At 70.0% G+C, this 12,906-nt stretch carries 10 protein-coding genes; 6 read left to right on the top strand and 4 right to left on the bottom strand.

Translation table 11 applies throughout. The features are described from left to right. The first annotated feature begins 26 nt into the window (after nucleotides 1-26). The gene (locus tag GOAMI_RS17645; protein WP_006437938.1) at nucleotides 27-1,184 is read left to right on the top strand and encodes a M24 family metallopeptidase; all 1,158 of its coding nucleotides are present in this window, start codon (nucleotides 27-29) and stop codon (nucleotides 1,182-1,184) included. A 419-nt stretch (nucleotides 1,185-1,603) separates the two neighbouring features. Here GOAMI_RS17645 and GOAMI_RS17640 read toward each other — a convergent pair whose 3' ends face one another. Further along, a complete protein-coding gene (locus GOAMI_RS17640) occupies nucleotides 1,604-2,005 on the bottom strand; it encodes a PPOX class F420-dependent oxidoreductase (RefSeq protein WP_006437937.1) in 402 nt (133 codons plus the stop codon). A 64-nt stretch (nucleotides 2,006-2,069) separates the two neighbouring features. Between GOAMI_RS17640 and dprE2 the strand changes: the two genes are divergently transcribed. The 4 genes from dprE2 to GOAMI_RS17620 are packed head-to-tail and all read left to right on the top strand — an operon-like array spanning nucleotide 2,070 to nucleotide 5,603. After that, nucleotides 2,070-2,837 (top strand): decaprenylphospho-beta-D-erythro-pentofuranosid-2-ulose 2-reductase, encoded by a 768-nt coding sequence (dprE2, locus tag GOAMI_RS17635; protein WP_006437936.1) that lies wholly within the window; start codon nucleotides 2,070-2,072, stop codon nucleotides 2,835-2,837. Further along, the gene (locus GOAMI_RS17630) at nucleotides 2,834-4,093 is read left to right on the top strand and encodes a bifunctional cobalt-precorrin-7 (C(5))-methyltransferase/cobalt-precorrin-6B (C(15))-methyltransferase (protein ID WP_006437934.1); all 1,260 of its coding nucleotides are present in this window, start codon (nucleotides 2,834-2,836) and stop codon (nucleotides 4,091-4,093) included. Before dprE2 ends, GOAMI_RS17630 begins: the two co-directional genes overlap by 4 nt. Continuing rightward, nucleotides 4,090-4,863 (top strand): precorrin-4 C(11)-methyltransferase, encoded by a 774-nt coding sequence (gene cobM, locus GOAMI_RS17625; protein ID WP_006437932.1) that lies wholly within the window; start codon nucleotides 4,090-4,092, stop codon nucleotides 4,861-4,863. The genes GOAMI_RS17630 and cobM overlap by 4 nt, the downstream gene beginning before the upstream one ends. Then, nucleotides 4,860-5,603: a cobalt-precorrin-6A reductase gene (locus GOAMI_RS17620; protein WP_006437931.1), complete on the top strand. Its 744-nt coding sequence runs from the start codon at nucleotides 4,860-4,862 to the stop codon at nucleotides 5,601-5,603. The genes cobM and GOAMI_RS17620 overlap by 4 nt, the downstream gene beginning before the upstream one ends. Here GOAMI_RS17620 and GOAMI_RS17615 read toward each other — a convergent pair. Genes GOAMI_RS17615 through GOAMI_RS17605 form a run of 3 tightly spaced genes read right to left on the bottom strand, consistent with a single transcriptional unit; the run spans nucleotide 5,556 to nucleotide 8,954 of the window. Beyond that, a complete protein-coding gene (locus GOAMI_RS17615) occupies nucleotides 5,556-7,133 on the bottom strand; it encodes a precorrin-2 C(20)-methyltransferase (protein WP_006437930.1) in 1,578 nt (525 codons plus the stop codon). The two genes, GOAMI_RS17620 and GOAMI_RS17615, sit on opposite strands and share 48 nt — an antisense overlap. 2 nt (nucleotides 7,134-7,135) lie before the next feature. Next, nucleotides 7,136-7,759 carry a precorrin-8X methylmutase gene (locus tag GOAMI_RS17610; protein WP_006437929.1) on the bottom strand — a complete coding sequence of 208 codons (624 nt, stop codon included), beginning with the start codon at nucleotides 7,757-7,759 and terminating at the stop codon, nucleotides 7,136-7,138. Between the two features lie 13 nt (nucleotides 7,760-7,772). After that, the gene (locus GOAMI_RS17605) at nucleotides 7,773-8,954 is read right to left on the bottom strand and encodes a ferredoxin-like domain-containing protein (RefSeq protein ID WP_006437928.1); all 1,182 of its coding nucleotides are present in this window, start codon (nucleotides 8,952-8,954) and stop codon (nucleotides 7,773-7,775) included. 205 nt (nucleotides 8,955-9,159) lie between these two features. On the opposite strand from GOAMI_RS17605, the gene cobN reads away from it, so the two are divergent. Next, nucleotides 9,160-12,852 (top strand): cobaltochelatase subunit CobN, encoded by a 3,693-nt coding sequence (gene cobN, locus GOAMI_RS17600; protein WP_006437927.1) that lies wholly within the window; start codon nucleotides 9,160-9,162, stop codon nucleotides 12,850-12,852. Nucleotides 12,853-12,906: the final 54 nt, after the last annotated feature.

Below are 12,906 nucleotides of genomic sequence, written 5' to 3'. Positions count from 1 at the left end.
CGCGCTACCGGCGGTAGTCTTCGACCATGGCAGCCACTTCGACCACCGCCGGCTCGGCGGCCCCGCTGTTCGGTGCCCCGCTGTTCGGTTCCGACGTGTACCGCGAACGCATGCGGCGTGCCGCGGAACTCACTCGCGAAGCGGGCCTCGACGCACTGGTGGTGGCCCCCGGTCCCGACCTCCGCTACCTGGTGGGCTCGCGCGCCGAGACCTTCGAACGCCTCACCGCGCTCGTCATCCCCGCGGCAGGTGACCCCAAGCTGGTCATCGCGCGACTCGAGGTGCCGTCGCTGTCTGCTTCGGCTGTAGGGGATCTCGGCATCGAGGTCGCCGACTGGGTCGACGGCGACGACGCGCACGGCCTCGCACTCGCCGGTCTGTCGCCGAATCCGGCCATCGCGGTGTCGGATTCGATGCCCGCTCTACACGTGATCCCGCTCGCCCGACACACCGGCGCCACACCGCAACTCGCGACGGCCGTGCTGCGCGAGCTCCGGATGATCAAGGACGACGCGGAGATCGAGGCCCTGCGTCGTGCCGGCGCGGCCATCGACCGCGTCCACGCCCGAATGGGCGAGTGGCTGCAGCCCGGACGCACCGAGCGTGAGGTCTCCGACGACATCGCGGCCGCGATCCTCGAGGAGGGACACACCGAGGCGGCGTTCATCATCGTCGGCTCCGGCCCCAACGGAGCCGATCCCCATCACGAGTTCTCCGACCGTGTCATCGCACGTTCCGACATCGTCGTCATCGACATCGGCGGGCCGGTGGAACCCGGCTACAACTCCGACTCCACCCGAACCTATTGCTTCGAGACGCCGGCCGCCGACATCGCCGACGCCTACGCGGCGCTCCACGAGGCACAGCGGGCCGCGGTCGCTGCCGTCCGACCCGGGGTCACCGCGGCCTCGATCGACGCGGCCGCCCGCGACCTGCTTCGCGAACGCGGTCTCGCCGACCAGTTCATCCACCGCACCGGACACGGCATCGGCCTCTCGGTTCACGAAGAGCCCTACATCGTGAACGGCAACGACATCGTGCTGCGCCGCGGCATGGCGTTCAGCGTGGAACCCGGGGTGTACTTCTCCGGCCACTGGGGTGCCCGCATCGAGGACATCGTCGTGGTCACCGAGGACGGCTGCGAATCCGTCAACAATCGCCCGCACGAGCTGGTGCAGCTGTAGGCGACCCGCTCCCGCCGCCAATCGGCCGGCTCAGAGACCAGGCAACCCCATGCGGGTTGAGCCGACACCGAGCGTAGCGAGGCGTCGCGTCGAAATCCGTCTGCGAGCAGGCCTTGGCGGCTGGTTTGATCAGGATGGATGCGAGGTTTCGACGCGGTGGCTCGCTTCGCTCGCTACCGGCTCAACCAGCAATGCCCGGTGCGCGCCCTCTTCTGCCGGCTCGGTGTCGGGGTTGATGAGCCCGGGCACGAGATTTTCCGACCAGCAACCCCATGCGGGTTGAGCCGACACCGTGCGCAGCGAGGACGCCGACTTGCTCTGCCGGCCGAGTAGCGACGACCGAGCGCAGCGAGGACGCCGACTTGCTCTGCCGGCCGAGTAGCGACGACCGAGCGCAGCGAGGACGCCGCGTATCGAGGTCACCCGAACAGCGAGGCCGGCCCGAGCACCTTCGCCACGCTGATCTCGATGACGACCCGTCGCGGGTTCGGCTTGGGCTGCCGGTACCGCTGCGCGTAGCGCTGTTCCGCCTCGCGGACGCGTTCGGGTTCGCGGCTGACCCGCGCCGGACCCTCCAGGGTCAGCCAGCGCGGGCCGTCGACATTCGTCACCGCCGCATAGCCACCGCGTTCGACGTTGCGTACCTTCTGACTGCCGTCGAAGGTGATGACCCGCGCCAGTCGGGCTTCGGGATCCCAGGTGAAGCCCACCGCGACCGAATGCGGTGTCCCGTCGGTGCGCACCGTCGTGAGGGTGCCGAGATGGCGTTCGGTCAGGAACTCGACAGCGGCAGGGCCGACGTCGGCAGCGGTACGTGACATGGCTGCCACGCTAGCGCCGGTGGGGTGGCCGGGGCGGGCCGGGGCTGGTGCGATACTGCTGTGCATGGCGTCTGACACATCTCCGGGTTCGCTCGTCCTGTTCGGCGGACGGAGTGAGATCGGTGTGGCCACGGCGCAACGCCTGGCCGAAGGCAGGACGGTCGTGCTCGCCGCGCGCCGGCCCGACGACCTCGCCCGACAGACCGCGCTGCTGCTCGACGCGGGCGCGACGGCCGTCCACACCGTGGCCTTCGACGCCGACGACACCGACAGTCATCCCGGCCTCATCGCCTCCCTGGTCGAGGAGTTCGGACCGATCGGGATCGCGATCATCGCGTTCGGGATTCTCGGCGATCAGGCACGCGCGGAAGTCGATGTCGCGCATGCCCTGCAGATCGCGCACACGGATTACTACGCACACGTCAGTGTGCTGATCCCGCTCGCCGCCGCGCTGCGCGAACAGGGCTCGGGCACGATCATCGTCTTCTCCTCGGTCGCCGGAATCCGGGTGCGCCGAGCCAATTATGTGTACGGCTCCACCAAGGCCGGGCTCGACGGTTTCGCCAGTGGCATGGCGGATTCGTTGCACGGCACCGGCGTCCGAATGCTGATCGCCCGGCCCGGCTTCGTGATCGGCGCGATGACGAAGGAGCTGATGGAGTCCGGGGTGAAACCCGCACCCATGTCGAAGACCCCCGACCAGGTCGCCGACGCGGTCGCCCGCGCGTATCGCCGGGGCCGCGGTGAGGTCTGGATCCCGGCGGCGTTGCGGCCGATCTTCTTCGGCATGCGTCTGCTGCCACGCGCGGTCTGGCGGAGACTCCCGCGATGAGATCCATACCGGCCGACTCGGCCGCCGCAGCGCGGTTCGTCATCGTCGGCATCGGTGCCGACGGGTGGCGCGGACTGCCCGACATCGCACGCGACGAACTCCGCGGCGCCGAGGTGATCTACGGTGCGCCAAGGCAACTCGCACTTCTCGACGACGGGGCGAACGAGCTCACCGGCGCGCGGGAGCCGTGGCGGTCGCCGATGTCGGAACACCTCACCGAAGTGCTCGCGAACAGCACGGGACGCACCCACATCCTGGCCAGCGGCGATCCGATGTTCCATGGAGTCGGTGCGAGCGTCGTCGCCCGTGTGGGGGCCGATCGAGTGCAGGTGTTCCCGGCGGTGTCGAGCGCGAGTCTGGCGTGCGCGCGTCTCGGGTGGGACCTTGCCACGACGCGGATCGTCAGTGCCGTGACCGCCGATCCCGAGGTGGTTCTCACCGAGGCCACCGGCGGAGGGCGTCTCCTCGTCCTCAGCCGGGACGCCACGACCCCGGCGGCCGTGGCGGACCTCCTCGTGCACAACGGATTCGGCGCCTCGACGCTGACCGTGCTCGAACAACTCGGCGGACCGGACGAGCGTATCCATTCCTCGTCCGCCGAATCCTGGGGGCGTCCCGCTGTGGACCCGCTCAACATCGTGGCGGTCGAGTGCGTCGGACCGCGTCGCAGCCGGATGCCCGGTCGCGAGGACGACACCTACGCCCACGACGGTCAGATCACCAAGTCCACCATCCGGGCGGTCACCGTGGCGGCGCTCGAACCCGCAGGGCCGCAACTCCTCTGGGACATCGGCTCTGGGTCCGGAAGCGTGGCCATCGAATGGTTGCTCGCCGACGAACGAGGTCGGGCGATCTCCTTCGAACAGAACGCGGACCGCGCCGAACGGCTGACCGGCAACGCGCGCCGGCACGGCGTCGGTCATCGCCTGTCGCTTCGAGGCGCCGCGCCCCACGCGCTCGCCGACGCGTCGTCTCCCGATGCGGTGTTCATCGGCGGTGGCCTCGACGACGAGGTCCTGACCGCCGCCTGGAACGCACTGCGACCGTCGGGACGGATCGTGGTGAACGCCGTCACCGTGGAGAACCAGGAGATCCTGGTCCGGTGGCACGCCGAACGCGGCGGCACCTTGCGGCGTCTGTCCGTGGAGACCGTCGCACCCCTCGGGACCATGACCACCTGGCGGCCGGCACTGCCGATCATCCAGTGGGCCGCAACCAAAGACGGCCCAGCGCAAGAAACGGGGCTCACGTCGTGACCGTCTTCTTCATCGGCGCCGGACCCGGTGCGCCCGACCTCATCACGCTGCGCGGCGCGCGGTTGCTGGGGGAGTGCCGCACCTGTCTGTACGCGGGGTCGCTGGTACCCGACGAGTTGCTGGAATTGTGTCCCGGCGATGCCGTCCTCGTCGACACCGCGCGGATGCCGCTGTCCGACATCGTCGATCACATCGTCGCCGCCCACGAGCGCGGGCACGACGTCGCCCGCCTGCATTCCGGCGACCTGTCGATCTATTCGGCGCTGGCCGAACAGCAACGAGAACTCCGCGCCCGGGGTATTCCGTACGAGATCGTGCCAGGGGTTCCTGCCTTCGCCGCGGCCGCCGCTGCGCTCGACATCGAACTCACCGTCCCGGGAGTGGGACAGAGTCTGCTCATCACCCGGGTGTCGACGCTGTCGACCGACATGCCCGCCGGCGAGGACCTCGCGAGTCTCGCCGCCACCGGCGTGACGCTCGCCCTGCATCTCGCCGCGCACCGGGCCGAACAGATCGTCGATGCGCTGACACCGCACTACGGGGCGGAATGTCCCACGGCGACCGTCGCCTTCGCGAGCCGCCCGAACCAGCAGGTGGTGCGTTGCCCGCTGAATCGACTGCCGGAGACCCTCCAGGCCGCCGACATCCGCAAGACCGCGGTCATCTTCGTCGGCCGGGTCCTGGACGCGGCGGCACATCCCGAGGTCACCGACAGCTACCTGTACTCCCACGCCCGGATGGCCAAACTCCGCGAGACGCCGCACCGATGACCGACGAACAGATCCTCATCCTCGGCGGCACCGGCGAGGCCCGGGCGCTGGCGGCGTCCCTGACCGAGGCGGGGTGGTCCGTCATCAGCTCACTCGCCGGGCGCGTCGCCCATCCGCGACTGCCGGTCGGTCCGGTCCGGATCGGCGGGTTCGGCGGTGTCGAAGGATTGCGAGAATGGCTGCGCAGCAATGGTATTCATGCTGTCGTCGACGCCACCCACCCCTTCGCGGCCACCATCACCCGCAACGCTGCGCAGGCCGCGTCCGACCTCGGCGTGCCGCTGCTCCGCCTGCGTCGTGAACCCTGGGTCCCGGCCGAATCCGACCACTGGGTACAGGTACCGGATCTCGCCGCCGCCGCCGACGAGGTACGACGCCGCGGCACGCGGGTTCTTCTGACCACGGGACGCCAGGACGTCGGCGTGTTCGCCGATGTCGACGATGTGTGGTTCCTGATCCGGGTGGTCGATCCGCCGACCGCGGAACTCCCTGCGCGCAACGAGATCCTGTGTTCGCGCGGGCCCTACGACTACGACTCCGAACTGGCCCTGCTCCGGGAGCACCGGATCGACCTGCTCGTCACCAAGAACAGCGGCGGATCACTCACGAAGGCGAAACTCGATGCCGCCGCAACCCTGGGCATCGAGGTCATCGTCGTCGACCGGCCGACCGAACCCGACGTCCCGGCGGTCTCAGACGTCGCTGCCGCCCAGGCTTGGCTCGAGCGGCTGCTCGCCTGAAACCTGTTCCGGCTCATCGGCCGGAGTGTGCCGTCGGGGCGTGAACACCAGGGGACCCGCGGCCCGGGACACCACCCGGGTCGCCGAGGAGCCGATGAGGAGCAGTGTCCGCATGTCGACGACGTCCGGGTCGAGGTCGGCGACCGTGGTCGTAACCAGCGTCTGCTCGGGACCGCCCACGTCGCGACCGAGGACGACGACGCGGTCGGGCGAAACCGTCTGCAACAGGGTGTGTTTGAGGGCGCCGACCTGCCATGCCCGGCTCGCCGATCCGGGGTTGTAGATGGCGATGACCAGGTCGGCGGCCAGGGCGGCACGGATGCGACGGTCGATCACCGACCACGGCTTGAGCCGGTCGGACAGCGAGATCACCGCGAAGTCGTGGCCCAGGGGTGCCCCGACGGCAGCGGCCACCGCGGTGGCGGCTGTGACACCGGGAACCACCCGCACCGGGACGTCGTGCCACTGCGGTTCGGCGGCCACCTCGGCCACCGCGGCCGCCATCGCGAACACGCCGGGATCACCCGACGACACGACCGCCACGCGCGCACCCCGTCGGGCGAGATCGAGTGCGAACTCGGCACGTTCGGACTCGACCCGGTTGTCACTCGCGTGGACGCGCTGACCGGGCCGTGGCGTCACCCGCTTGAGATAGGTCGTATAGCCGACGAGGTCGGTGGCCGTGGCCAGTTCGGTGCGCACCTCCGGCGTGGTCCAACTGTCGTGACCGGGCCCGAGGCCGACGACCACGAGTTCACCCGGTACCGGTTCCGCCTCGAAGCGTGGATTGTTCCGTCGCCCGGGAATCACGAGGATCGAGAAGTACGGCACCTCAGCCGGATTCACCTCCGATGCGGGAAGCACTCGCTCGACGGTGGTCGAGGCCCGTTCGACATAGAACGCCTCGTCGAGCCGTCCCGCCTCCCGCAATGCCTCTCGCACCCGTTCGAAGGTGCGGCCCAGTTTCATCACCACGACGGCATCGGCCGACCGGAAACGGAAGAGCAGCTCCTCGGTCGACGCCGTGCCCGGCACCACCGTGAGTGTCTCGTCGCCCTCGACGAGCGGCACGCCGGTGGCCGCCGACGCCGCGCTGACCGAGGTCACCCCGGGCACGATCTCCGCATCGAAGTGCGGCGAGAGTCGTTTGTGCATGTGCATGTAGGAGCTGTAGAAGAGCGGATCCCCCTCGGCGAGCAGGACCACGTCCCGACCGGCGCGCAGATGGACGGCCAGCCGTTCCGCGCTGTCGGCGTAGAAGTCGTGGAGCGCTCCCTGATAGCCACCGGGATGGTCGGTGGTCTCGGTGGTGACCGGGTACATGAGCCGCTCTTCGGTCTGCCCGTCGCGCAGGTACGGTTCGGCGACCGAGCGCGCGATGCTGTTGCCGTGGCGCGCACAGTGATACGCGACCACGTCGGCCGTGCTGATCACTCGCGCGGCCTTGACGGTCATCAGCTCGCTGTCGCCGGGGCCCAGACCGATTCCCCAGAGCTTGCCCGGAGTTGTTTCGTTCACGACTGCAGGCACATTCACTCCTGGGGGGTGGCGAGCGCGTTGACGGCGGCGGCGGTGATCGCCGACCCGCCCCGGCGGCCGGTGACCGTGATGAACTCGAGGTCGGTGCGGGCGGCGAGGGCTTCGCAGGACTCCGCGGCACCGACGAAGCCGACGGGTGCGCCGACGATCGCCGCCGGGCGGGGTGCGCCCTCGTCGATCATGTCGAGCAGCGCGAACAGTGCCGTCGGGGCATTGCCGATCGCGACGACCGCGCCGTCGAGGCGAGGCAACCAGAACTGCAGGGCGGCAGCGGTTCTCGTCGTCCCCATTCTCTCGGCCAGAGCGGGGAGGGTGGGTTCGGAGAGGTGGCAGAGCACCTCGTTGTCGGCGGGCAGCCGCTTGCGGGTGATCCCGGAGGCCACCATCGACGCGTCGCAGAGGATCGGCGCCCCGGCTTCGAGCGCCCCGCGGGCCGCCCGGACGATCCCGGGGGTCGCGACGACGTCGCGCGTGAGGTCGGTCTGTCCACAGGCGTGGATCATCCGTACGACCACGGTCGCCACGTCAGGGGCGAAGGCGGACAGATCCGACTCCTCCCGGATCGTCGCAAAGGACTGGCGATAGATCGCGGCGCCGTCGCGCAAGTACTCGGTCATGGTGCGCACGAGCCTAGCGGCGACGTCGGTCGTAACCGCCGTCGGGCGTGGCCTGCACCGACAGGTGCGGGCCGGCGGGGGAGCCACAGCGCCGCTCACAACCGACCCAGTGCTCGCGATCGCCCACCGGAAGTCCTGCCTCGACATGCACGAGCAGGTCCTCGCGCACCGGGGCCTGGGCCGATGCACAGCCGGGGGCGCCGACGCAGCAGCTGACCCTCGCCCACGGCGAGTTCGCGTCGAAGATCAGTCCTATCGGCGCGAGAACCCGCACCACGGTCTCGGCGACACCCTCGCCCAGGTCGCAGATGAGGATCTCCCGGTCCGGGGTGAACACGACCGGCGACTCGACCGCGGCGATGAACTCGGCCAGGCGTGCGGGCAGGCGTCCGAGTTCCACGACCGATCCGAGCAACACCGACCCGTCGTCCTGGTCGAACCAGCCGACGATCGGCTCGGTCGGATTCGGTACGGCGTCGTCGTCGGACCCGACAACCGGTGCCAGGTTCGCCGCGACGAGCCGCTCCAGCCGACCCCGGTCCTCGGCGCCCAGGTCACCGATGCGCCACGCGCCCGGAGCCACCTCGTTCAGGCCCGCCGCCACCCCGATCATCGCGTCGACGATCCTGTCGACGCCGTCGACGGATCCGACCGCGACCCCGCCGACGAGGATGTCGGCGACCACGGGCTCCGCCGCGCGCACCACCGCACACGCGTCGGCGCCGCGGTGCCGGATGTCACCTCGGCCGTCGTCGAACCCGAACAGGAAGCGTCCCGAGAGCGAGGTCGCCGCGGGATCGGCACGCAGGGCATCGTCGAGAGCGGCCACCAGCGGACCGGCGTCGGCGAGGCCGCCGATGCGCCCGGTCAGGGGGCTCACCTCGATGTTCCGCACCTTGTCGTGTGACGAGCTGGGTGCGAGTCCGGCGGTCACCACGGCGTCGGCCACGGCGCCGACGTCGGTGATCCCGCGCAACTGGAGATTCCCGCGGGCGGTCAGCTCCAGGAACCCGTCGGCGTGGGCGGCCGACGCCTGGGCCAGGGTGGCGAGCTGATCGGACCGGATCCGGCCTCCGGGGAGCCGGATTCGGGCCAGCGCACCGTCCTGCGCCGCGTGGGTGCTGAACACGCCGGGACAGCGGTCCGTGGACTCTCGGATCGCTGTCTCGGGGGCGGGGTCCGGCGCCTCGGTCATCTCACAAGCCTACGACCGGCCCAGGTGAGGGGTTCCCCGACGGGCCGCCGTAGGCTGAGACCCAACCGCGAGCGGGCTGAAGCCGGTGAGAATCCGGCGCGGTCGCGCCACTGTGATGGGTTCCGGTGCTGCCGGGTGCCCCAGCCAGACCAGTCCCTCGCCCACACCTGACACTCCGGGCGCGACAACCCGGCGAGGAGAAACGATGATCCTGCTGCTCTCGACCTCGGACACCGATCTGCTGACCGCGGCGGCCGCGAGCGATGCGAACTCCGAGGTGAGCGTCCGCGGCGCCAATCCTTCGAGGATCCTCGTCGAGGAGATCCCGGCGCTCGCCGCAGATGCGGACCTGATCGTGGTCCGCATCCTGGGCGGTACCCGCGCCTGGGAGGAGGGACTCGCGTCGGTCGAGGCGACCGGTAAGCCGGTCGTGGTCTGTTCGGGCGAACAGCAGCCGGACCCGGACCTGATGGCGCATTCGACGGTGCCGGCCGGTGTCGTCGCCCAGGCCCACGACTATCTCGCCGCCGGCGGCGTCGCGAACATGGTCAACCTGCACCACTTCCTCTCCGACACCGTGCTCTTCACCGGTCACGGGTTCGAACCACCGCAACAGACGCCCGCCTGGGGAATCCTGGAGCGTGGCGCGATCGAAGAGGTGGCCCCCTCGCTCCCTGAGGTGCGAGGAGCGCAAGCGACGAGCCTCGAAGGGCCGACCATCGCGGTGCTCTACTACCGGGCCCAGCACCTGGCCGGCAATACCCGCTACATCGACGCCCTCTGTCGCGCCATCGAGGACCGCGGCGCCCGGCCGTTGCCGGTGTTCTGTGCGTCGTTGCGGACGGCACCCGACGACCTCATCGAGTTGCTCGGCACGGCCGACGCCCTCGTGGTCACCGTCCTGGCCGCCGGGGGAGCGACCCCGGCGACCGCGTCGGCCGGCGGCGACGACGAGGCGTGGAACATCGAACGGCTCGCGGCCCTCGACATCCCGATCCTGCAGGGCCTCTGCCTCACCGGTTCGCGCGCGGACTGGGAGGCGAGCGACGACGGTCTCTCACCGCTCGATGTCGCGACGCAGGTCGCGGTGCCGGAGTTCGACGGCCGGATCATCACGGTCCCGTTCTCCTTCAAGGAGTTCGACGACGACGGCCTGCCGTGGTACCAGCCGGATCCCGAACGCTGTGCCCGGGTGGCGGGTATCGCGGTGTCGCACGCACGGCTGCGCCGGATTCCCGTCGCGGACAAGCGTATCGCCATCATGCTGTCGGCGTACCCGACGAAGCACGCCCGCATCGGCAACGCCGTCGGCCTCGACACCCCGCGCAGCCTGCTCCGGCTTCTCGCCGCGCTGCGTGCGGCCGGCTACGACCTCGGACCGGAATCGGGTCCGGATGCGATACCCGGCCTGGCCGAAGACGATTCGGATGCGCTGATCCACGAGATCATCGCCACCGGCGGACAGGACCCGGACTGGCTGACCGAGGAGACCCTCGCCGCCAATCCGATCCGGCTGCCCGCCGCGGAGTACCGCGCGTGGTTCGACACGCTGCCGGAGGACCTGCGCGGCGCGGTCGTCGAACACTGGGGTGCGGCGCCGGGCGAGCTGTTCGTCGACCGGTCGGCCAACCCTGACGGCGACATCGTCGTCGCCGCACTGACTTTCGGCAACATCGCCATCATGGTGCAGCCGCCGCGCGGTTTCGGAGAGAATCCGGTCGCGATCTACCACGATCCGGATCTGCCCCCGTCGCATCACTATCTGGCGTCGTATCGGTGGATCGCCGCCCAGCAGTCCGACGGACACCTGGCCGGTTTCGGAGCCGACGCGATCGTGCACGTCGGCAAACACGGCAACCTCGAATGGTTGCCGGGCAAGAACCTCGGCATGTCGGCCAACTGCGGAACCGACGCCGCGCTCGGCGACCTCCCGCTCATCTACCCGTTCCTCGTCAACGACCCGGGGGAGGGGACTCAGGCCAAGCGTCGAGCCCACGCGGTGCTCGTCGACCATCTGATCCCGCCGATGGCGCGTGCCGAGTCCTACGGCGACATCGCCCGGCTCGAACAGCTGCTCGACGAACACGCGAACATCTCCGCCCTCGACCCGGCGAAGCTGCCCGCGATCCGCCAGCAGATCTGGACGCTGCTCACCGCCGCGAGGATGGACCACGACCTCGGGCTCACCGAACGTCCCGACGAAGAGGTCTTCGACGACATGCTGCTGCATGTCGACGGCTGGCTGTGCGAGATCAAGGACGTCCAGATCCGCGACGGTCTGCACGTTCTCGGCGAGGCGCCGCGCGACGACGCCGAGGTCGACCTCGTCCTGGCGATGCTGCGCGCCCGGCAGCTGTGGGGCGGCACGTCCGCGCTCCCCGGACTCCGTGAGGCGCTCGGCCTGGTCGAGGACGGGACCGCCGAACGCGGGACCGTGGATGCCGTCGAGGCGCAGGCCCGCGATCTCGTCGCCGCGTGCGCGAAGGACGACTGGTCGCCGGCCGCCGTCGCCGAGGCCACCGCCGGACTGCCCGACGCGGTCGGTGACGTCCTGCGATTCGCGGCCACCGAGGTGGTTCCTCGCCTGCGGCAGACCACCGGCGAGGTGCCTCGCGTACTGCACGCCCTCGACGGCGGCTTCATCCCCGCCGGCCCCAGCGGATCCCCGCTGCGCGGACTGATCAACGTCCTGCCGACCGGCCGCAACTTCTACTCGGTCGACCCGAAGGCCGTGCCCTCGCGGCTGGCGTGGGAGACCGGCCGCGCGATGGCCGACTCGCTGCTGGAGCGCTACGTCGCCGACCACGGTCATCACCCGGCGTCGGTCGGGGTGTCGGTGTGGGGGACGAGTGCGATGCGTACGTCCGGCGACGACGTCGCCGAGGTCCTCGCCCTGCTCGGCGTGATGCCGGTCTGGGATGAGATGTCGCGCCGCGTCGTCGATCTCGAACTGATCGACCTCGCCGAACTCGGGCGCCCGCGCATCGATGTCACGGTCCGCATCTCCGGGTTCTTCCGGGACGCCTTCCCTCATGTGGTGGCGATGCTCGACGACGCGGTCGCGCTTGCCGCCGCGGCCGACGAACCCGACGAGCAGAACTTCGTCGCCGCCCACGTCCGTGCGTCGATGGCCGAACACGGCGACCGCCGACGCGCCGTCACCCGGGTCTTCGGTTCCAAGCCCGGAACGTACGGTGCCGGGATCCTGCAGCTCATCGATTCCCGCGACTGGCGCAGCGACGAGGACCTGGCGCGTGTCTACACGGAGTGGGGCGGCTATGCCTACGGGCGCGGTCTCGACGGTGTGCCCGCGGTCGACGACATGCGCGCCGCGTACAGACGGATCGCGGTGGCCGCCAAGAACACCGACACCCGGGAACACGACATCGCCGACTCCGACGACTACTTCCAGTATCACGGCGGCATGGTCGCGACCGTGCGCGCGCTGACCGGTACCTCGCCGGAGGCCTACATCGGGGACAGCACCCGGCCCGATTCCGTGCGTACCCGCACGCTGTCCGAGGAGACCGCCCGCGTCTTCCGGGCCCGCGTCGTCAATCCGCGCTGGATCTCGGCGATGCAGCGCCACGGGTACAAGGGCGCCTTCGAGATGGCCGCGACCGTCGACTATCTCTTCGGCTACGACGCCACCACCGACGTCGTCGCCGACTGGATGTACGAGAAACTCACCGAGTCCTACGTCCTGGACGAGACCAACCAGGAATTCATGCAGCAGTCGAACCCGTGGGCGCTGCACGGGATCGCCGAACGGCTGCTCGAGGCCGTCGAACGCGACATGTGGCGCGAACCACCCGCGGAACTCCTCGACGCGCTGCGCAACGTCTACCTGCAGACCGAGGGCGACATCGAGGCCCGGGGCGAGACCCCTGCCGGTTGACCCCCTCTGCTGATTGAGCGCCCCTCTGCTGGTTGAGCGCCCCCCTCTGCTGGT

Origin of the sequence: Gordonia amicalis NBRC 100051 = JCM 11271 (assembly GCF_000332995.1) — a bacterium.
Classification (GTDB): Bacteria; Actinomycetota; Actinomycetes; order Mycobacteriales; family Mycobacteriaceae; genus Gordonia; species Gordonia amicalis.
Note: the sequence above shows the minus strand (reverse complement) of the source record. Positions and strands in the feature narration are given on the sequence as shown.

Coding starts and splice junctions, on each gene's coding strand:
- GOAMI_RS17640 (WP_006437937.1), bottom strand. CDS start 2,005: ATGTCACGTACCGCTGCCGACGTCGGCCCTGCCGCTGTCGAGTTCCTG.
- GOAMI_RS17630 (WP_006437934.1), top strand. CDS start 2,834: ATGAGATCCATACCGGCCGACTCGGCCGCCGCAGCGCGGTTCGTCATC.
- GOAMI_RS17645 (WP_006437938.1), top strand. CDS start 27: ATGGCAGCCACTTCGACCACCGCCGGCTCGGCGGCCCCGCTGTTCGGT.
- GOAMI_RS17605 (WP_006437928.1), bottom strand. CDS start 8,954: ATGACCGAGGCGCCGGACCCCGCCCCCGAGACAGCGATCCGAGAGTCC.
- cobN (WP_006437927.1), top strand. CDS start 9,160: ATGATCCTGCTGCTCTCGACCTCGGACACCGATCTGCTGACCGCGGCG.
- GOAMI_RS17620 (WP_006437931.1), top strand. CDS start 4,860: ATGACCGACGAACAGATCCTCATCCTCGGCGGCACCGGCGAGGCCCGG.
- GOAMI_RS17610 (WP_006437929.1), bottom strand. CDS start 7,759: ATGACCGAGTACTTGCGCGACGGCGCCGCGATCTATCGCCAGTCCTTT.
- dprE2 (WP_006437936.1), top strand. CDS start 2,070: ATGGCGTCTGACACATCTCCGGGTTCGCTCGTCCTGTTCGGCGGACGG.